Genomic DNA, 20101 nt, shown 5'->3' with positions numbered 1-20101 from the left:
TGCCGCCACGCTAGCGGATTTCGCGTGAAATCGATATCACTGATTTCGGAGATGCGGAACGGGATCTGCCTCAGGACGTCGGGATGACGATGATCGGCTGGCTTGTGGGCTTTCCCGTGGGGGATCCCCCCGCCGGCTCCACCGTCACGGCGATCGCGTCGCCGGCGTGCATGTTCCCGCTCAGTTGCGCGGTCGTCGTTCCCTGCTCCGCGGCGAAGACGCCGGCTGAGACGGGTCCATCGCCCCGGACGAACCACAGCTCGTACGTCTGCTTCGCGTCCAGCGGCTGCAGCCCGTCGGACACGAGCACCGCCGAGCCGATCGACGCCGACCAGTGCGCCGTCGCGTGGCCCCCGGAGGGCAGCGACACGGTCTTCTGCGCCGCATCGGGTGCGTTCTCGATCTTGTCCAGCGCGACGACGGCCGCGGGGCGCAGCAGTTGCGGGATCACGACAGAGGCGGCCACGCCGAGACCGACGATCAGCACGAGGCACGCGGCCAGTGCGAACAGCAGCCTGCGCGGACGACGCGCGGGCTCCGCTGCGGCGGCCTCCGGAGCCGGGGCCGGATCGCCCTGGTCGGAAACGGCCGGCGGCTCGTCCGCGGGCGCTGCGTCCTGGCCGAGGTTCTGGGGCGTCACCGCGATGCGGGCGAGAAGCGCGTCGCGCAACGCCGGAGGGGGCGCGACCGGGGGCACCCCGTCGGCAAGGAGGGCTGCAGTGTCCGCGTCGTCGGAGACGATCGACGACCACTCGGGGTGCGCGGCGAGCGCGTCCCGGTAGCGTCGCTCATCCTCCGCAGACAGCGACCCGAGGCTGTGGCCCGCGGCCAGCTCGGCGAACTCCGACTCGTTCATGCGTTCACCCCCCAGTGCGTCCGCAGACGCGTGAGTCCATCTCTCATCCGGGTCTTCACCGTTCCCAGCGGTGATCCCGTGAGTGTGGCGATCTCGCTCTGCGAGTAACCGCCGTAGTACGCGAGCACGAGCGCCTCGCGTTGCGCGTCAGGCAAGGCAGAAAGGGCGTCGACGACCCGGTCGGCTTCGATCGAAAGTTCCGCCTGTTCGGCGACGCTGTCATGGGCGACGTCGAGGTCGCGTGCGCCGATCCGCACGTCACGGTCGGCGCTGGACTGCGAGGCACGCACGCGATCCACCGCCCGACGGTGCGCGATCGTCAGGATCCAGGTCCTCCCCCGGCCCCGGTCGGAGGCGAAGCGGGCCGCGGTCTGCCAGATCTCCAGGAAGACCTCTTGCAGCACTTCCTCGCTCTGCGAGCGATTCACCAGCACGCGAAGGATGAGACCGAAGACGCGCGAGGACAGCATCTCGTAGAGCTCGGCGAACGCCGACTGATCGCCTTCCGCGACCCGCACCAGCAGCGCGGACGCGAGATCATCGCCGCCGTCCTGCTCGGCGTGCTCCCGATCGTCGATCACCATAGGCTCCAGCATGCCTCACCTCCTCGCCCGGTTCGGCAATGCGCGACCCAAGGGACCACCGCGCCGTGCTGCCGACCACGGGACCGCATGCTCGGGCGGTGCCTTCGAGCATGCGGTCCGGTCCGGTCGTCCCTGCGGATGCGTCGGTTCTTACTGGGCCGGCGGCATCAGGACGGAGTCCACGAGGTACACGGTCGCGTTCGCGGTGTGGACGCCGCCGCAGATCACGTTCGCGTCGTTGACCTTGAGGTTGTCGCCCGAACCTGTCACGGTCACGTCGCCGCCCTCGACGGTCTTGTGCGTGCCGACGATGTCCTTCGGCGAGATCTGACCGGCGACCACGTGGTACGTCAGGATCTTGCTGAGGGTGTCCGCGCCCGCATCCGTCTTCAGCGTGTCGATCGTCGCGGGATCGATCTTCTTGAAGGCGTCGTCGACGGGTGCGAAGACGGTGAACTCGCTCCCGTTCAGGGTGTCGACCAGGTTCACTTTCGGGTTGAGCTTGCCCGAGACCGCCGCGACCAGCGTGGTCAGCAGCGGGTTGTTGCTGGCGGCCGTCGCGACCGGGTCCTGCGCCATCCCGGCGACGGAGCCGGAGCCGGACGGGACCTGCTGCGCATAGGCGGCGCATCCCGGTCCGACCAGATCGGCCGCCGGATCCATCGACTGAGACGGAGACGCGGCCGGCGCGCTGGTCGATGGCTCGGAGGACGAGCCGGAAGATGAGCCCGACATCGACGAACAGCCCGTGAGGGCCAGGGCCGCGGCGGCGAGCAGGCTGGCGGCGGCGAGCGACGCCCTGGCGTGCAGGCGAACAGTGGATCGCATGATCTTTCTCCTTTGACTGGTGCATCGCGACCGTTCATCGGCCGACACGATGCGTTCGGAGCCGCACCCGCGCCGGATTGGATCCGGCCCGATCGCCATCCGATCGGCCGATCGCGACGAACCACGGATATGGGTGAGAGCACAGGGAAAGCAGGCGCACGGATCTGGGCCGCTGTCGCGGGGGTCGTGAGCGGCATGGTGTTCGTCGCCGCCGCCGAGATCACGGCCTTCCTCGTGGCGCGCGACGCGAGTCCGCTGCTCGCGGCGGGCTCGTTCGTCATCGACATCGTGCCGCAGTGGGCGAAGGAGCTGGCGATCGAGCTCTTCGGCGCCAACGACAAGCTCTTCCTCCTCGTGACCCTCGGCGTCGGCGTGCTCGTGGTCGCCGCGGGTGCGGGCATCCTCGAGCGCCGGTACCGCTGGGCGGGCGTCGCGGTGTTCGCGGCCGCCGGCGCCGCCGGGACATTGGCCGCGCTGACCCGCACGGGGGCGACGCCGTTGTCCGCCTTGCCGTCGCTCATCGGCGCGATCGCGGGCTGCGTGTTCCTGCGGATGTCGATCGCAGCGCTGCGCCGATGGCGCGCCTTCCGGGCCGCGGATGGCGCGGGTGGCGGCCCGGATCGCCGGCGCTTCCTGGCGCTGACCGCGGTGGGAGCGGTCGCCGCGATCGTGGCGGGAACCGGTGCCCGCCTCGGAACCGCGGCGACCACCTCGATCGCAGCGGTGCGCAAGGCGCTGCGACTGCCGGAGCCGCTGTCGCGGGTCACGGTGCCCGAGGGAGCCGAGCTCGACATCCCGGGCCTCTCGCCGCTGTTCACCCCGAACGCCGACTTCTACCGTGTCGACACCGCGCTGACGGTGCCTTCGTTGGCACCCGCAGATTGGCGCCTGATGGTCGACGGAATGGTCGGCGAGAAGGTGGAGCTGAGCTTCGACGAACTGCTGCGGATGGGCCTGCGGGAGTACGCCGTGACCCTGACCTGCGTCTCCAACCAGGTCGGCGGCGATCTCGTCGGCACGGCACGCTGGCTCGGAGTGCCGGTGCGCGAGATCCTCTCCCGCGCGCTCCCCGCGAAGGGGGCCGACATGGTCCTCTCGCGCAGCATCGACGGGTTCACCGCGAGCACACCGCTCGACGCGCTCACGGATCCGCACCGCGACGCGATCCTCGCGGTCGCGATGAACGGCGAGCCCCTGCCGCCCGAGCACGGTTTCCCGGTGCGGATGGTCGTCCCCGGGCTCTACGGGTACGTCTCGGCGACGAAGTGGCTCACCCGGATGACGGTCACGACATTCGAGAAGGACCAGGCCTACTGGACGCCCCGCGGGTACAGCGCGCAGGCGCCGATCAAGCTGTCGAGCCGCATCGACACCCCGCGCATCGACAAGGAGATCCCGCCGGGGGCCGCCCGGATCGCCGGGGTCGCCTGGGCGCAGACCGTCGGGATCCAGCGGGTCGAGGTGCAGATCGACGGAGGGGCCTGGCAGACTGCGACGCTGTCGGCTCCGGTCAGCGACGACACCTGGGTGCAGTGGTTCCTCGACTGGAACGCGACGAGCGGCAGCCACTCGCTGGTCGTCCGCGCCACCGATCGGCACGGCCGGATGCAGGAACAGCAGCGCACCCCGATCGCTCCGAACGGATCAACCGGATGGCAGTCGACCGTGGTCCGGGTCGGCACGGCCGGCTGAGCGGCAGCGGGAAGCGCCGACCCCCGAGCCGGCGCCCGCCGTCAGACGAGCCCTTGGATCCGGAACTGCTCGACGTGGTAGACACTGTTGTCGCCGGTGTTCCACTGACTCACGCTGAGATGCAGATCCGGCAGCGTCGAGCCGGGCAGGATGTACCCGCCATAGAGCTGGGCGACGTGGGTCGCGTCCTCGGCGCCCCAGTTCCCGCCCCAGAGCAGGGTGGTCTTCGCGGCTGTGTAGAGGTTGTCCGTCGGAGTGTTCACGATCATCGCGTCGATCCGGTAGGCATCGGCGTTGAACCAGGTCAGGATCCACTTGCCTCCGAGAGGTCGCAGGCACATCTCGCCGAACTTTCCCGGCAGCACCTCGGTCGCGGGGTTTCCCCAGCCCCACGCACCGTTCGCGTAACCCCACGGCTGGTACGCCGACAACGTGGTCATGCTGTTCTGCGGCACCCGGTAGAGCACGATGCCCTTGTCGCGCTGGAAGCCCGTGCCGTAGATGTAGACGTAGCCGTCGTTGCCCTGACCCCACGTGATGCACTGGAAGTGCCCGTTGGCCATGTCGGCCGGGAACTTCAGCCCCGTATGCTGCCAGGTCGCCCCGGAATCGTCGGACTGCCACAGTTCGGTCCAGCGCACCGCCCCGAACGTCGGCCCGTTCACGATGGCATGCAAGTACATCCGGGATCCGATCGTGATCACGTCGGAGGGGATCACGGTCTCGTAGTACGCATCGTGCGGGTAGTACCAGAGCTGGGGCGCCGTGACCTGGGTGTTCGCACCCGCGCCCGCCGCGCCGTTGAACACGACCCCGGTGGTGAGGTCGGTGGTCGAGGAGTACAGCGCGACCGGGGAGCGCCAGTTCGTACCGCCCACCGTGTCGGCCCAGGTGTCGCCGAACATGAACAGCAGCCGCCCGTCGGGCGTGCGAGCGGGTATCCCGAGATCGGTCGCGCCGATCCCGTACTGCACCCCCGCCTGCGTGCCGGCGAGCACCTTCATACGGGTCACGGTGAGTCCCGCGGCCGCCGCGGGACTCACGCCCAGCGCCGAGACGCCGAATGCGGCGCCGGCGGCGAGCGCTCCCTGCAACAGGCTGCGGCGGGTGAGCCCGCGGGCAGGACGGATCGCTTCTTCGGACATGGCCTTCTCCCCTTCGAGAACGCGACCGGCTACTTGAGCCCGGCCATTTTGATGTTGCCGATGATCTGACGCTGGAAGATGAGGAACAGGATCACGACCGGCGCCGCGGCGAGCACGGATCCGGCCATGAGCAGGCCCAGCTCGCTCGAGCCGCGGCCGGTGCGGAACTCCGCGAGGTACTGCTGCAGCACGAATTTCTCCGGCGACGTGATCGTCATGATCGGCCACACGTAGGAGTTCCAGTAGGCGAGGAACGCCGTGATGCCCATGACGACGAACGGCGGCTTCGACAGCGGCAGGAAGATCCGCACGAAGATGCCGAACCGGCCGCAGCCGTCGAGCATCGCCGCCTCCTCGAGGCTGGCCGGGATGTTCAGGTAGAACTGCCGGATGAAGAACACCGACGCGGCGCTGGCCGCCCCCGGGATCACCAGCACGGCGAGCGTGTCCAGCATCGCCAGCTTCGTCACGACGATGAAGCTGGTGAGCAGGATCGTCATCCCGGGGATGAACATGGTCGTGAGCACCGCGACCCACAGCGTGCGCTGGAACCGGAACTCGAGACGCGCGAACGCGTAAGCCGCGAACGAGTTCACCGTGAGGCTGAGCACGGTGAACAGGATCGCGCCGAGGAACGTCCAGCCGAGCGTGCGCAGGAACGTCTCGTCGCCGAGGATCTTGCCGTAGTTCTCCCAGTGCCACACTTCGGGGAAGAACTGGAACGGCGTGCTCAGCACTTCGGTCTTCGCCTTGAAGCCGGCGATCACCATCCAGGCGAGCGGGAACAGCGCGGCGAGCAGGAAGATCAGGCCGACCACGCCCTTGCCGACGAAGGCCGCCCAGCCACCGATGCCGTGCGGCACCTTGAGCCGGCGGTGATCCTTGCCGTCCAGGACGATGCGGGTGGTCTCGGGCACGGTCGCGGGGTACGTCGCGCTCATCAGTCGACCAGCCTCTCGGAGTTGATGAACTTGAACACGAGGGCCGACACCGATCCCAGCACCACGAACAGCAGCAGCGCCGCGGCGATCGAGTAGCCCACGTTCACGTCGTTGCGGAAGTGGTTGAAGATGAACAGATTGGGCAGGGTGGTCGAGTCCAGCGGACCGCCCTGGGTCATCACGAGGGGCAGCTCGAACTGCTGGATCGCGGCGACGAAACCCGTGATCAGCAGGTACAGGAACACATTCTTCATCTGCGGCATCGTGATGTAGAAGGTCTTCTGCCACCAGCCGGCGCCCTCCATCGCCGCTGCCTCGTAGTACTCCGTCGGGATGTCGACCATCGCGGCGACCATGATGAGCGAGGTCAGCCCCATGCCGAGCCACACCGCCGGCACGGCCACGGCGAGCAGCGCCCAGGCCGGATCCCCGATCCAGGAGACCGCGTCGATGTGGAACGCGGCCAGAACGGCGTTCAGGATTCCGCCGTCATAGGCGTAGATCACCACGAAGATGATGGACGCGATGACTCCGGAGATGATCGTCGGGATGTAGATGCTGACCTTGAGGATGGTCGCGAGCCGACGCGACAGGCTCACCACGAGACTCGCGAACAGGAAGGCCAGCACGAGCATCGCAGGCACCGTCATCAGCACGAACAGGAAGCCTCGGCCGATCGTGGCGACGAACAGCGGGTCCGTCAGCACGTCGGCGTAGTTCTTCCACCCGACGAACTGCGGATCCTTGTAGAAGCTCCAGTCCTGGAAGGAAAGGAAGCCGGCGTACACCGCCGGCCAGGCTACGAAGATGCCGAGCAGGATCACCACGGGGGCGAGCATCAGGTACGCGAGCTTGGTGTCTCGGTTCCGGTACCGCGCGTGCCGGCGCCTGACGGTGTGCCGGTCGTCGGTGACTTCGGCGGGCATCGTGCCTCCTCGTCGTTCTGAGGTGCGGGGCGTCGGCTGCGCGGTCGGGGACGGCCTCGCAGCGGTCCCCGACCGCGCCGCGCTCACTTCTTGGGAGCCTTGCTGGGCAGATCCTGCGACTGGATGACCTTCTGGATCGCGGCATCGGCCGTGTTGATCGCGTCATCCGGCGAGGCCGCGCCCTTCATCACCGACTCCATGGCAGTTCCGACGGCGAGCGAGACGTCCCAGGGGTAGGTCGGCTCGGGGATCGCGTCCGGCGCGATGTCCTTCGTGATCACCTTCGACCACGGGGCCTTGGCTGCGGCCTCATCCTTCGCGACGGCATCCTGCACGGAGGTGCGCACAGGGACCTTGGTGAACTGCGTGTTCACGAAGAACGGCACGAGGTTCTTCGGGTCGCCGGCGAGAGACCACTCGAGGAACTTCCCGGCGGCGTCGGCGTGCTTGCTCTTCGCGTCGATGACCCACTTGAAGTTGCCGAGGGTGGTCGCGGTGCGGCCGTCGGCGCCCGCGGCGTTCGGGAAGGCGCCGATGCCGGTCTTGGTCAGCAGGTCGGGATAGTCGGATCCGATCTCGGACATCATCCACGAGCCGGAAACCTTGAAGGCGACCTTCTTCTGGCCGAAATCCTTGCCCTCGACATAGGCGGCGAGCGCCTGCTTGGGCATGTATCCCTTGTCCCAGAGCTCCTTGTACTTGGACATCAGGTCACGGTACGCCGCGTTGTCGATGTCCGGCTTGGCCCAGTCGTCCGTGAGCGCCGTGTGCCCGGCGAAGTTGTACTGCTGACCGACCGTCGACCAGGCGAAGGTGATCGCGTCGGACGCCGGCGAGATGCAGTACTGCCCCTGCGCGAGCGTCGGCTGGATCTTGGCGCAATCGGCGAGCAGGTCGTCCCAGGTCGCCGGGGCCTTGTCGGTGTCGACGCCGGCCTTGTCGAGCATGTCCTTGTTCCAGAACAGCACCGTCTGCGCTTCCTGCAGCAGCGGGTAGGCGTAATAGGTGCCGCCGATCTCGGACACGGACTTGGCGGAGTCGATGATCTCGTCGAGCTTCGACTTGTCCACGACCTTGCCGAGGTCGTAGAGCTGCCCGGCGTTGACCGCGTCCTGGATGCTGCCGGAGTGCGTGTAGATGTCAGGGGCCTTGCCCGCCGCCTGGGCAGCCTTCATCTTCTGATCCCAGGCATCCGCCGGGATCTCCGTGTCCTTGACGACGATCTTGTCCTGGGAGGCGTTGAACTTCTTGACGATGTCCTTGTACCAGGCGTTCTCGGGCGGAGTGAACGTGCGGTGCCAGAACTCGATCGTGGTCTTGCCGGAGGAGTCGCCTCCGTCGCCCGCGGCCTGCCCCGGCGTGCTCGAGCCGCAGCCCGCGAGCAGTCCTACCGCCGTGATGCCGCCGAGAGCGGCCATCACCACCCGGCGCGTGCGCTGTGTGTCCGTCTTCATGGGTTCCTCCTCGGGAACACGACTTCCTCGTCGAATCGGTGCTGGGTCCGGCACAGGGGGCCGGGTCCGCGGTCGCGCTGAGTCGGCATCGACCGGGCTGCATTCAGAGTAGGCGAAATCGATTTCAGGCACAAGACGCTCTTGAGCGATCTGCGCAACTCCGTGCGAGTGAAAGCCGATTCCTCTTCTCTCCGCACCGCGCCCGCTCTTTCGGCCGCGACCAGAACGCCTCTAGAGTCGTTCGACAGGAAATCGATTTCAGATGAGGTTTGCTCGTCCAGTCGTGAGGACACTCGCGAAAACCACGAAGGAGCTCCCATGATGACGTCCGCCGTCGGATCCCCCTCACCGGCCGATCTCTCCGGGCGATGGGTCCGTCCTGCCGGTCCTGTCCCGCGCGAACCCCGCTGGGGCCATCCCGCGGGGATGCAGCTGGGCATCAGTTCCGCACCGCGCGGGCTGCTGCAGATCTTCACCCCCTATCTGGAGCATCCGCCGGAGCGACTGGTGAACTACATCGCCGTGGAGCCGGTGCCTGCGGGCAGCGCCGAGCGCGGCTATTCAGAGCTGGAGCCGAGCACGCTCGACCCCGGCGAGCGCGGGAAGCGGATGTGGGCCGTCGACCATCCGTCCGATGCCGCGGTGCGGGCACGGCTGGATCCCGATCCCGGAATCGTCGACACCGCGGACGGCGTGGAGCGGCTCACGATCTGGATCCGGGTCGAGCCGTTCGATAACGGGGCGCAGGTGCAGGTGCGGGTGCGGTTCAGGGCCGATCGTCCGCACGGGGTGGAACTGGCGGGGTACAGCGACTCCGGCTCCGTGCCTCTGGACCGGCTCGTACTCAGCGCGACCATGGGCAACTGGGCGCGGCTGCGCCGGCTCGAGCTCGCGGACCGCGTGGTCACGCCTGCAGAGCTCTGGCCCGGGTTCACCGGCACCGGGTTCGCCGCGCACGCCTCCTTCGGACTCGACGAGCTCGTCCGCGAGGGCGGGGCTGCGCTCGTCTCCGCGACGGGCGACGAGGACGACGACCCGTGGTCCGTCGGCTACAGCGCGGACACCGCGGAGCACTGGCGGTTCCTCGGTCGGAGGATGCGGCAGACATGGCGGGTGGACCACCCGCATCCCGCCCTCCGTGCACAGGTCAATGCGCGGTGGTCGTACTGGGCGAGCGCCTCGGAGATCCCCGGCGGTCCCGCCTACGAGAACCTCGAGGTCGTGCAGCCTTTCCGACAGGGCGCCGCACTGCACTTCATCGTCGAGCCGCTGGACTGATCGCCAGCGTGCACGGCGGAGGCCTGCACCGCCGTCTCGGCTCTGCCTGCGCGTGTCAGCGCCGGCGCGGTCTCTGCGCCGCTGTGCTGCCTCAGCGCTGGCTGTCGTCCGGATCGTCCGCGGTGTCGTCGGCACGCTCCGGGCCGCTCAGCCACGGACGCCACAACACCACCTCGGTGGAGCGGCGGATCCGGCGCCCGGACGGGACGGCCATGACGGATCCGGTCGTTCCGGCGGCGAACACACGCACGCCGGGGCGGTTCGCGCGCTCCTCGCGCAGGTCGTGCTCGAGCTCGCCCACGCGGCGACGCAGCGTGCGCACCTCGTCCTCGAGGTCGAGCAGGCGCGCGATCGCGGGCAGGCTCATCCCCTCACCGGACAGCTGGGCGACCTCGCGCAGCTGCTCGATGTTGCGCATCGAGTAGCGGCGGGATCCGCCCCTGGTGCGGCCGGGAACGACCAGGCCGATCCGGTCGTACTGCCGCAGGGTCTGCGGGTGCATCCCGGCGAGCTCGGCGGCGACCGCGATCGCGAAGATCGGGGTCTCGGCGTTCATGCGCTCATCGGCCATGACGCACCCTCGTCCTTCGCGCACGGCGCATCCCGAGAACACCGGTCGCGCCCCGCAAGCGGGCGCGCGTACCGGAAACAGGAGAATGCACCGAGATCAGGAGGATCCGCGAGGAATCGTCCTGATCTCGGTCACTGTTCCTGATTCCGGGACGACGCGGCGAGCGGCGCCCGGTGTCCGCGTCGCGCGCGGACCCGATCGACGGCGCAGGTGAACTCATCCCCGGGCCTTCGCCAGCAGCTCGGTGCGCGGGTTCTCGGCGGGCTCCGCCTCACGGAAGCGCTCCAGCGCCTCGCGCGCGGCGTCGTCGAGGTGCGACGGCACGGCCACCTGGACCTCGGCGAGCAGGTCGCCGACGCCCTTCGACGTCGTGACGCCGCGGCCCTTGACCCGCAGCACCCGGCCCGACGGAGTGCCCGGCGCGACCTTGAGCTTGACCGGATCTCCACCGAGGGTCGGCACCTCGATGGTGGCGCCGAGCGCGGCCTCGGTGAACGTGACAGGAACCGTCACCCGCAGGTTCAGCCCATCGCGGGTGAACACGGGGTGCGGCTTCACGGCCACCTGGACCACGATGTCGCCGTTCTCGCCGCCGTCGGGCGAAGGCCGCCCACGGCCGCGCAGACGGATCTTCTGCCCGTCCTTCACGCCCGCGGGGATCTTCACCTTGAGCGGGCGGCCGTCCTCACCCTGCAGCGTGACTGTCTCGCCCTGCACAGCGGTCGCGAACGACAGGGTCGTGCGGGCCGTGACGTCGGCGCCCTTCTGCGGGCCGCCGTAGCCGCGGAACCCGCCGGAGGGCTGGCCGAACCGACCGGATCCGAACCCGCCGCCGCCCTGGTTGAACATCGCGAAGATGTCGTCGAAGTCGGCGGACTGCCCGCCACGGCCCCGGTTGAACGCGCTGAACACGTCATCGAAGCCGCCGTTGCCGGCACTGCCCGGAGCCGTGAAGCGCGCGCCACCGGCGCCCATCGCACGGATCTGGTCGTACTCGGCACGCTGCTCGGTGTCGGAGAGCACCGAGTACGCCTCGCTGATCTCCTTGAACTTCGCCTCCGCCGCGGCATCGCCGGGGTTGGAGTCGGGGTGGTACTTGCGCGCGAGCTTGCGGTAGGTCTTCTTCAGATCCGCCTCGGACACGTCCTTCGAGACGCCGAGGGTCTTGTAGAAGTCCTTGTCGAACCAGTCCTGGCTAGCCATCGATCACCCCCTACTCAGCAGGAACGGCGACGACGACCTTGGCAGGACGCAGCTCCACATCGCCCAGGCGGTAGCCCACCTCGACGACCTCGAGCACGACGGCCTTCTGCACACCCGGGGTGGGCTGCTGGAAGATCGCCTCGTGCTGCTGCGGGTCGAACTCGTCGCCCTTCTCGCCATACGAGACCACGCCGAGGCGCTCCACGACCGAGCGCACCTTGTCGGCGATCGCGGCGAAGGGAGTCCCCTCCTGCAGATCGCCGTGCTGGGCGGCGCGGTCGAGATCGTCGAGCACGGGGATCAGGCCCTTGGCGGCCTCGCCCTTCGCGCGCTGGATCTCGACGCCGCGCTGCTCCTCGGTGCGGCGGCGGTAGTTCGCGTACTCGGCCTGAAGACGCTTGAGGTCGACGAGCAGCGTGTGCTCGGCGTCGGCGAGGGCCGCGTCCTCGGCGGCGTCCTCGGCGAGCGCGTCGTCGCTCTGCGCGATGTTCAGGATGTCGTCGACCGTGAGCTCGTCATCGGCGCCGGCGTTCGCTCCGGAGTCCTGCCCTTCCGGCTGGGGGCCGGACGCGTTCGCGTCCGACCCCTCGCTCGGTCCTTCGACAGGCTCAGGAACCGCGGCGTTCTCGTCGAAGTCCTTGGGATCCGTCATTACTTCTTCTCGTCCTCGTCGTCCACGACCTCGGCGTCCACGACGTCCTCATCCGACGCCGCGCCCTCGGCCGCCGGCTCGCCCTGCGGGGCGGCCGCGTCAGCCTGGGACTGCGCGTAGATGGCTTCGCCGAGCTTGCCCTGCGACTGGTTCAGCTTGTCGAACGCGGTCTTCACGGCCTCGTCGTCATCACCGGCCAGCGCGGTCTTCAGCGCGTCGACGTCGGCCTTGACCTCGGTCTTCACGTCCTCGGGGAGCTTGTCCTCGTTCTCCGAGATGAGCTTCTCGATCGAGTAGGAGAGAGTCTCGGCCTGGTTGCGGACCTCGGCCGACTCGCGGCGCTTCTTGTCCTCAGCGGCGTGCTCCTCGGCCTCGCGCACCATGCGGTCGATGTCGTCCTTGGACAGCGAGGAGCCGCCCGTGATCGTCATCGACTGCTCCTTGCCGGTGCCCTTGTCCTTGGCGGACACGTGCACGATGCCGTTCGCGTCGATGTCGAAGGTGACCTCGACCTGCGGGATGCCGCGCGGAGCCGGCGCGATGCCGGTCAGCTCGAAGGTGCCCAGCGGCTTGTTGTCGCGGGTGAACTCGCGCTCGCCCTGGAAGACCTGGATCGCGACCGACGGCTGGTTGTCGTCGGCGGTGGTGAAGGTCTCACTGCGCTTGGTCGGGATGGCCGTGTTGCGCTCGATGAGCTTGGTCATCATGCCGCCCTTGGTCTCGATACCGAGGCTCAGCGGGGTGACGTCGATCAGCAGGACGTCCTTGCGCTCACCCTTCAGCACACCGGCCTGCAGGGCGGCGCCGACGGCGACGACCTCGTCCGGGTTGACACCCTTGTTGGCCTCCTTGCCGGTCTCGCGCTTGACGAGCTCGGCCACAGCGGGCATGCGGGTGGATCCGCCGACGAGCACGACGTGAGCGATGTCGCCGACCTTGATGCCGGCCTCGCGGATCACGTCCTCGAAGGGCTTCTTGGTGCGGTCCAGGAGGTCCTTGGTGAGGTCCTCGAACTTCGCGCGGGTGATCGTCTCGGAAAGCGACACGGGGCCGTTCTCGGTGAGCGACAGGTACGGCAGGTTGACGCTGGTCGACGTCGAGGAGCTGAGCTCCTTCTTCGCCTGCTCCGCGGCCTCCTTGAGGCGCTGCAGCGCGATCTTGTCGCCCGAGACGTCGACGCCGGTCGAGTCCTTGAACTGCTTGATCAGGTAGTCGACGAGACGCTGGTCCCAGTCGTCGCCGCCGAGGCGGTTGTCACCGGCGGTGGCGCGCACCTGGATCGTGGAGAAGTCGTCGTCCTTGCCCACCTCGAGCAGCGAGACGTCGAAGGTTCCGCCACCGAGGTCGAAGACGAGGATGAGCTCGTCCTCCTTGCCCTTGTCGAGGCCGTAGGCCAGGGCCGCCGCGGTGGGCTCGTTGATGATGCGCAGGACGTTCAGGCCCGAGATCTCGCCGGCCTCCTTGGTGGCCTGGCGCTCGGCGTCGTTGAAGTACGCGGGGACGGTGATGACCGCGTCGGTCACGGTGTCGCCCAGGTAGGCCTCGGCGTCGCGCTTCAGCTTCATCAGGATGCGCGCGGAGATCTCCTGCGGCGTCCACTTCTTGCCGTCCACGTCGAACGACCAGTCGGTGCCCATGTGGCGCTTGACCGAGGCGATCGTGCGGTCGACGTTGGTGACGGCCTGGCGCTTCGCGGTCTCGCCGACGAGCACCTCCCCGTCCTTGGTGAAGGCGACCACCGAGGGGGTGGTGCGGAATCCTTCTGCGTTGGCGATGACCTTGGGCTCGCCGCCCTCGAGGACGCTGACGACGGAGTTCGTCGTACCGAGGTCGATACCGACAGCACGTGCCATTTGTTTTCTCCTTCAGTCGGAAGTTTCGTGGAAGTCTGCGCGAGCTCCGGATCCTTGGGGATGACCCTGCGAAACCTGAGTCGCGATGACTCAACGATACGCCCACTGTCAAGAGATGTCAAACAAACTTGATACGAGTGCGCTCAACTTTCACGAGTGGCGTCGCATGGATAGTTCACCCCATCGTGCGGACGCACAGCAGATCCCTAGGATCGGGGCATGACCTCACGCACCCGCACCGCATCTGCCGCGATCCGCCTCGGCGCCGCCGCGCTCCTCCTGGCCACCGCGCTGCCGCTGAGCGCCTGCCTGAACCCGTTCGACCTCATCCCCAAGGGGCCGGCCAAGACGCCCACGTCCGAGCCGACCGCCGATGCCGGCACCGTGACGGACGCACCGGCCGACTCGTCCTCCTCCGGATCGCTGTACTTCGAAGACCCGTCTCTGCCCGCGGGCACGGCCGCGGAGTGGTCGGACGGCCTTATCAGCGACAGCGAGTGGGACTACACGACTCCCGACGACGGCAAGGGCAACTGGGGCTTCACCCGCAAGGACGGCGTCTGCCAGGCGAAGTTCTGGCAGGGCACCATGACGTGGAACGGTCAGACCGACGACCGATCCGCGTCGGATGCGGTGCTCGCGGCCGTCCTCGGCACGACGCCCGACAAGGCCACCGAGCGCGCGACGGATGACACCCTGATGAACGCGACCAGCCAGACGAAGGACATCGCGAGCCGCACGCTGTCCTACTCCGACGACACGGGCAGCGGATACGCCGCCGCCCGCGGATTCCTCGATGCCCGCCTCGGGTTCTACGTCTCCGTCACCTGCACGGACGACTCCGCGAGCACCGTCGGGTACGACGTGATCACCGCGGACGCCATTCTCATCCACTGACCTCGCCCCGCCACTGACCTCGCACAGCACGCGCGACGGGCGGGCGAACCGCCACGTCAGGCGAGCAGCCGTCCCCAGCGCGCGTCGAGCAGAGGGGATCCGGCCAGCTCCAGGGAGTGCCAGAGCGTCACCGCCACGGAATCGAGCACGGGCACCCCGGTGCGAGCCTCGACCTCCGCCACGATCGGCGCGCCGTACAGGTTGGTGCACAGGTAGACGAGCGCGTCGGGGCCCGCCTCGGCGAGCGCGATCGACGGATCCACCAGCGCCTCGGGCCGCACCCGGCCGAACGCCTCGTTGTCGCTCAGTCCGAGCGCGGTGTGCCCGGCGACGATGACGCCGTTCTCGCTGTAACGGGCGGCGACCTGCTCGTTCACGTCGGCGGTGTACGGCGTGAGCAGGCCGATACCGGAGATCCCGAACCGCCGGAACGCCGCGAAGTAGGCGAGCGTCGAGGTCGTGGCGGGCACGCCCGTGGCCCGGGTGATCTCGGCGGCAATCGCCTCATCATGCCCGACGCCGAGCCACGATCCCGAGGTCCCGTTCCAAGCGATCACGTCGACGTCGGCGGTGGCGAGCAGCTCGGCGGCCGCGCGCATCCCGGCGGCGTCGAACTGCTGGTCGGATCCGGCGTCGAGGGCGATGCGGGTCACCGGGATACGCGCGGAGTGCACGGTCACGTCATCCCGCTCGCCCAGGATCCGGTACGTCATCGGCTCCAGGCAGGTGTTCGAGGACGGGACGATCATCCCGATCCGGGTGGGCCGCGACGCGGAAAGGACCTCCGATGCGGCGCTCATGCGGTCCTCCCCGCCAGTGCGCGCCCGGAGCGGCGGCCCGACGAGGCCGCCGGCTGCGGCTCCCGCTCGATGAAGCGTCCGATCGCGCCGGGATCGTGGAAGCCCTCCTCGTCCAGGACGGCCCGGCCGCCCGCGACGACGACCTGCGGCCAGCCGCGCAGCGTCCTGCCGTCGAACGGCGAGAAGTCGGTGCCCATGTGCAGCGCCGTTCCGTCGACGCGCCGCTCCTCGTCCGGATCGAAGACCACCAGGTCGGCGTCCTGACCGACCGCGATGCGGCCCTTGCCGCTCAGCGCGTTGATGCGGGCGGGCGCCGCGGAGAACAGATCCGCGAAACGCTGCAGCACGGCGTCGGTGATCGGTGCCCCGTCGGTCAGAGCGGTGAACGCGGCGGGCATGCGCGTCTCCACTCCCGGCAGCCCGTGCGGCATCTGGCGGATGTCGTCACTGTGCTCGCGCTTCTGGCTGAGGTCGTAGCAGGAGTGGTCGCTGGCGACCGTGTCGACGGATCCGTCCGCGAACCGCTCACGCAGTGCCGCGACCGTCGCCGCGTCCCGCATCGGCGGGCAGCAGGCATACCACTCCGGGAACCGCGACGCGTAGACGCCGTCGTCCAACAGGAGGTAGTGCGGGCAGGTCTCGGAGTACGCCTCGACGCCGCGCAGGCGGGCATCCGAGACGAGGTCGACCGCACCGGGCGTGGACTGGTGCACGAAGTACACCGGCGTGCCGACGTACTCGGCCATGGCCAGCACCTCGCGCACCGAGGCCTCCTCGGCGAGTTCCGGACGGGTCTCGTGCAGGTGCTCGATGCCGATCTCCCCGCTGTCGGCGTGCTCCTGCGTGCAGTCGACGACGATCGCATCGTGCTCGGCGTGGATGATCGTCATCCCGCCGAGGCGCTTCATCTCCCTCATCACCTTCAGCACGGTGTCGTTGTCGCTCATGGTCGATCCGCGGTTGGTCATGTACATCTTGACCGAGCGGATGCCCATCGCGGCGAGGGCGTCCAGCTGCGCGGGCACCGTCTCATCCCATGCGACGACGGAGCCGTGCAGGGCGACGTCGCAGCGGGACGCCCGGGCCAGGTCGCGCTTGTTGCGCGCGGCCGCGAGGGGGCTCTCCGAGGCGTCCCGCGGGATGCCGAAGTCCATGATGGTGGTGGTGCCACCCCAGAGCGCCGCGGCGCTGGTGACGGCGAAGTCGTCGAGGGTGCGGTACCGCCCGGTGATCTGCGCGACGTGGCAGTGCCCGTCGACACCGCCGGGGATCACCACGCGACCGGCGGCGTCGATGACCCGGCCGGCGGCGGGAATCGGATCCGCGACGGCGAGGATCGCGTCGATCCTGCCGCCGGCGACCACGATATGACCGGACGAGACGCCGTCCGCATTGACGATCCGGGCGTTCGCGATGACGAGGTCCGACATGATCAGTTCACTCCTTCCGAGATGTCCGTTGCCTTCTGCGCACGGTCGAACGCGCGATCCAGCGCGGGGCTGAGGCCCCGACGGGGCTTGCGCGGCGGGGCGGCGAACGCGCCCGCCCGGTGCGTGCCGGAGGCGAGCCCGACCACCGCCTCCGCGAGTCGCACCCCCGCGCCGATGCCGTCGACGACCGGCACCGGGATCTGCCCGGCGACCTCCCGGGCAAGGCCGGCGAGGGGCGCGCCGGCGAGGATGATCACGTCCGCGCCGTCCTCGGCGACCGCGCGCTGCGCGAGCGCGACCAGCGTGGGGCCGAAGTCCTGCTGGACGCTGTCGATCCCGCCGAGCGCCTCGGTGATGGACCGGATCGAGGCGAGACGCCCGGCGAGCCCGAAGCCCTCGACGCACTCGCGGTACCACGCGGTGATCCGGTCCGAGATCGCGATGATCGAGAAGCGGTGCCCCTGCAGCGCTGCGGCGCAGAGCGCGGCCTCGGTGATGCCGATCACGGGCACGTCGACGAGCTCCTTGAGCGCCGGCATGCCGGGATCCCCGAATGCCGCGACCACGACGCCGTCGACCTCGCCCGCGTGCGCGGCGATCACCTCGGCCACGGCTCCCGCCGCGATCACCGACTCGAGCCGGGTCTCGATGTACTCCACGCCGTAGGGCGCGGTCTCCACCTGGAGCTCGGTGTCGGGGCCGACCGAGCGCAGCGCCTCGGTGCGGATCAGCTCGGTCACGTCCGAGCTGATGTTGGGGTTGATGATCAGCAGTCTCATGTCGTCCTCTCTGCGGCCGACCCGGACTGCCGATGGCAGCTCACACGGTGTCGGGATACTGTTCGCGGTACTTCTCGATGTGGTGGGCGGACTGCGCGGCCGCCCGGTCGGGGTCGCCGCTGGCGATGGCGGTCAGCAGCAGCTCGTGCTCCTCGACGAGCTCCGGAAGGTCCCGGACGTGGCGGAACAGCCAGTGCATCCGCCCCTGCAGCGGCTCCAGCGCCGTACGGAGGAAGTCGTTGTCCGCGATCCGGGTGACCTCGTCGTGGAACTCGCTGTTCAGGGCGTGGGTCTCGGCCAGGCTGCCCCGGGCGAGCGCTTCCTTCGAGCGGTCGACCAGTCCGGTCAGCCGGCCGATGTCTTCCGGGGTGGCGCGCTGCGCTGCCAGCCGGCAGGCCAGCACCTCCAGCGCGATCCGCACGCTGAACAGGTCGTCCACCTGATCCGCATCGAGCGACGCGACCACGGATCCGCGCGTCGCGGGTTCCGTGACCAGGCCCTCCTGCTGAAGCATCCGCAGCGCCTCGCGGACCGGAAGCCGGGACACGTTGAACTCCGCGGCGAGGTCGCGCTCCACCAGCCGGGATCCCGGGGTGTACTGCCCCTCGAAGATCCTGTTGCGGACGGTGTCCCTGATCACCTCGCGCAGCGGCTTGGCCCGCTGACTGGCATCGACTGTCTGCGCCACGGGGCTGCCCTCCGCCTTCTCCGGTTCTGGGATCCCAGCCTAGCGACACACCCCGTCCGTGCACCGGGACGGAGTCCGATCCACGGACGGGGACGATCATGCGCGCACGAGCCGCTTGCTGTAGTCGAGCGCGAGCACCGAGACGCCCATCACGATCGCCGAGCCGACGAAGTAGAGCAGCGCCCAGGTGTAGCCGCCCGTCGCACCGACGATGAGGCCGACCGCGATCGGCGTGATGAAGCCGGCGACGTTGCCGCTGAGGTTCATCGCGCCGCCCAGCACGCCCGCGTTCTCGCGGCCACCCAGCGTGGCCGGAACAGCCCAGAACAGTCCGACCCAGCGCAGGAAGAACAGCACGACCGAGAGCAGCACGACCGCGGTGATCGGGTCGCCGACGAGGGTGACGCCGACCAGGCCGGCGGTGACGATCAGCGCGGCGGCGCCGAGCATCGAGCGCATCACGAGGTTCGCGCTGTGCCCGCGGGAGCGGAGCTTGTCGGCGAGCAGACCGCCGAGGATCTCACCGACGAACCCGGCGCCGAAGATCACGAAGGTCGACCAGCCGACCGTCTTCAAGTCGAAGTGCTTGGCCTCGGAGAGGTACAGCGGGCCCCAGGTGAGCAGGCCGTAGAAGACGCCGTTGAAGCCGAGCCAGCCGAAGCACATGGCCCAGAACGAGCGGAAGCGCAGGTACTGCACCAGGCCGCGGCGGGTGGAAACGGGGCCAGTGGCGGCCTCCTCGCGGTGCGAGTCCTCGATGTACTCGGCCTCGGCGTCGTTGACCGCCTTGTGCGCGCGAGGGTTGTCACGCACGTACCACCAGATGAACAGGCCGAGCACGACCGTCGCGATGCCGGCGATGATGAAGGCGTAGCGCCAGGATCCGGTGCTCGCGATGAGCCAGGTGATCAGGATGCCGCCGATGCCCGCTCCCAGCGGAGCGCCGGCGTCGAGGATCGTCGCACCGCGCCCGCGCTCCTTGGAGTGCATCCACAGGGCGTTCAGCTTGCCGCCCGCGGGCATCACGCCCGCCTCGGTGACGCCGATCGCGGAGCGCGCGATAAACATGCTGATGAAGTTGCCCGCCAGGCCCGAGGCGGCGGTCGCCGCGCCCCAGCCGACGCAGGAGGCCGTCACGACCTTGCGCGGGCCGAACCGGTCGATGAGGTAGCCGACCGGGACCTGCATGAGCGCGTACGTCCAGAAGAACGCGCTCAGGAGAAGTCCGACGAGCTCCGGGGAGAGGTCGAAGTCCTTCTGGATGATGGGCAGGGCGACCGAGATCGATCCGCGGTCGATGTAGTTCACCGACACCAGGATCAGCAGCAGGAGGAACAGCCTCCATCGCACTCTGGTGGGCTTGCCCTGGCTGCGGGGCGACGCGCTGGTCTCGGCGGCTCGGTCCGCCGTTGCTTCGTTCTGAAGGGACACCTGGTCCTCCTTCACTTCGTCGGGAAGGCCGGTCGAGCGTGCATGTCGACCGGAGTTTGGGATCCCACATTGGGATCCCAAACCGAGGATAGA

At 68.9% G+C, this 20101-nt stretch carries 19 protein-coding genes; 3 read left to right on the top strand and 16 right to left on the bottom strand.

Annotated features, from left to right (window positions below; genetic code table 11):
• Window positions 1-70 precede the first annotated feature (70 nt).
• The 3 genes from AB4078_RS15720 to AB4078_RS15710 form a co-directional block, all read right to left on the bottom strand.
• Window positions 71-856 (bottom strand): anti-sigma factor, encoded by a 786-nt coding sequence (locus AB4078_RS15720; protein WP_441977900.1) that lies wholly within the window; start codon window positions 854-856, stop codon window positions 71-73.
• A complete protein-coding gene (gene sigK / locus AB4078_RS15715; RefSeq protein WP_441977899.1) occupies window positions 853-1452 on the bottom strand; it encodes an ECF RNA polymerase sigma factor SigK in 600 nt (199 codons plus the stop codon). The genes AB4078_RS15720 and sigK overlap by 4 nt, the downstream gene beginning before the upstream one ends.
• Window positions 1453-1590: 138 nt before the next feature.
• Window positions 1591-2268 carry a fasciclin domain-containing protein gene (locus tag AB4078_RS15710; RefSeq protein WP_441977898.1) on the bottom strand — a complete coding sequence of 226 codons (678 nt, stop codon included), beginning with the start codon at window positions 2266-2268 and terminating at the stop codon, window positions 1591-1593.
• Window positions 2269-2397: 129 nt separating this feature from the next.
• Here AB4078_RS15710 and AB4078_RS15705 point away from each other — a divergent pair, with 129 nt between their 5' ends.
• Entirely contained in the window at window positions 2398-3960 is a 1563-nt protein-coding gene (locus AB4078_RS15705) for a molybdopterin-dependent oxidoreductase (protein WP_441977897.1), read from the top strand.
• A 41-nt stretch (window positions 3961-4001) separates the two neighbouring features.
• On the opposite strand, the gene AB4078_RS15700 is transcribed toward AB4078_RS15705, so the two are convergent.
• The 4 genes from AB4078_RS15700 to AB4078_RS15685 form a co-directional block, all read right to left on the bottom strand.
• Window positions 4002-5105: a DUF4185 domain-containing protein gene (locus AB4078_RS15700; RefSeq protein ID WP_441977896.1), complete on the bottom strand. Its 1104-nt coding sequence runs from the start codon at window positions 5103-5105 to the stop codon at window positions 4002-4004.
• 29 nt (window positions 5106-5134) lie between these two features.
• The gene (locus AB4078_RS15695) at window positions 5135-6046 is read right to left on the bottom strand and encodes a carbohydrate ABC transporter permease (RefSeq protein ID WP_440732481.1); all 912 of its coding nucleotides are present in this window, start codon (window positions 6044-6046) and stop codon (window positions 5135-5137) included.
• Window positions 6046-6972 carry a carbohydrate ABC transporter permease gene (locus tag AB4078_RS15690; protein WP_441977895.1) on the bottom strand — a complete coding sequence of 309 codons (927 nt, stop codon included), beginning with the start codon at window positions 6970-6972 and terminating at the stop codon, window positions 6046-6048. The genes AB4078_RS15695 and AB4078_RS15690 overlap by 1 nt, the downstream gene beginning before the upstream one ends.
• A gap of 83 nt (window positions 6973-7055) precedes the next feature.
• Window positions 7056-8426, bottom strand: coding sequence for an ABC transporter substrate-binding protein (locus AB4078_RS15685; protein ID WP_440732483.1), 1371 nt, complete (start codon window positions 8424-8426; stop codon window positions 7056-7058).
• Window positions 8427-8744: 318 nt separating this feature from the next.
• Between AB4078_RS15685 and AB4078_RS15680 the strand changes: the two genes are divergently transcribed.
• A complete protein-coding gene (locus AB4078_RS15680; RefSeq protein ID WP_441977894.1) occupies window positions 8745-9704 on the top strand; it encodes a hypothetical protein in 960 nt (319 codons plus the stop codon).
• A gap of 91 nt (window positions 9705-9795) precedes the next feature.
• Here AB4078_RS15680 and AB4078_RS15675 read toward each other — a convergent pair whose 3' ends face one another.
• The 4 genes from AB4078_RS15675 to dnaK all read right to left on the bottom strand — a co-directional run bounded on the left by AB4078_RS15675 (window position 9796) and on the right by dnaK (window position 13983).
• On the bottom strand, window positions 9796-10275 hold the full coding sequence (locus tag AB4078_RS15675; RefSeq protein ID WP_440732485.1) for a heat shock protein transcriptional repressor HspR: 480 nt from the start codon (window positions 10273-10275) through the stop codon (window positions 9796-9798).
• A 216-nt stretch (window positions 10276-10491) separates the two neighbouring features.
• Complete coding sequence (locus AB4078_RS15670) at window positions 10492-11478, bottom strand: DnaJ C-terminal domain-containing protein (RefSeq protein WP_441977893.1); 987 nt, start codon at window positions 11476-11478, stop codon at window positions 10492-10494.
• Between the two features lie 10 nt (window positions 11479-11488).
• Window positions 11489-12130, bottom strand: a complete 642-nt coding sequence (locus AB4078_RS15665; protein WP_441977892.1) for a nucleotide exchange factor GrpE — start codon at window positions 12128-12130, stop codon at window positions 11489-11491.
• Complete coding sequence (gene dnaK / locus AB4078_RS15660) at window positions 12130-13983, bottom strand: molecular chaperone DnaK (protein ID WP_441977891.1); 1854 nt, start codon at window positions 13981-13983, stop codon at window positions 12130-12132. The genes AB4078_RS15665 and dnaK overlap by 1 nt, the downstream gene beginning before the upstream one ends.
• A 219-nt stretch (window positions 13984-14202) precedes the next feature.
• Here dnaK and AB4078_RS15655 point away from each other — a divergent pair, with 219 nt between their 5' ends.
• A complete protein-coding gene (locus AB4078_RS15655; RefSeq protein ID WP_441977890.1) occupies window positions 14203-14880 on the top strand; it encodes a hypothetical protein in 678 nt (225 codons plus the stop codon).
• 56 nt (window positions 14881-14936) lie between these two features.
• On the opposite strand, the gene AB4078_RS15650 is transcribed toward AB4078_RS15655, so the two are convergent.
• The 5 genes from AB4078_RS15650 to AB4078_RS15630 form a co-directional block, all read right to left on the bottom strand.
• The gene (locus AB4078_RS15650) at window positions 14937-15680 is read right to left on the bottom strand and encodes a maleate cis-trans isomerase family protein (protein WP_441977889.1); all 744 of its coding nucleotides are present in this window, start codon (window positions 15678-15680) and stop codon (window positions 14937-14939) included.
• Window positions 15677-17110: a dihydroorotase gene (locus tag AB4078_RS15645; RefSeq protein ID WP_441977888.1), complete on the bottom strand. Its 1434-nt coding sequence runs from the start codon at window positions 17108-17110 to the stop codon at window positions 15677-15679. The genes AB4078_RS15650 and AB4078_RS15645 overlap by 4 nt, the downstream gene beginning before the upstream one ends.
• A gap of 2 nt (window positions 17111-17112) precedes the next feature.
• A complete protein-coding gene (locus AB4078_RS15640; RefSeq protein ID WP_441977887.1) occupies window positions 17113-17889 on the bottom strand; it encodes an aspartate/glutamate racemase family protein in 777 nt (258 codons plus the stop codon).
• Between the two features lie 40 nt (window positions 17890-17929).
• On the bottom strand, window positions 17930-18577 hold the full coding sequence (locus AB4078_RS15635; protein WP_441977886.1) for a GntR family transcriptional regulator: 648 nt from the start codon (window positions 18575-18577) through the stop codon (window positions 17930-17932).
• Between the two features lie 96 nt (window positions 18578-18673).
• Window positions 18674-20008 carry an MFS transporter gene (locus tag AB4078_RS15630; protein ID WP_441977885.1) on the bottom strand — a complete coding sequence of 445 codons (1335 nt, stop codon included), beginning with the start codon at window positions 20006-20008 and terminating at the stop codon, window positions 18674-18676.
• Between the last annotated feature and the right edge of the window lie 93 nt (window positions 20009-20101).

The organism is Microbacterium sp. 2MCAF23 (assembly GCF_052115565.1).
Taxonomy (GTDB): Bacteria; Actinomycetota; Actinomycetes; order Actinomycetales; family Microbacteriaceae; genus Microbacterium.
This window is presented reverse-complemented; position numbering and strand designations above follow the sequence as displayed.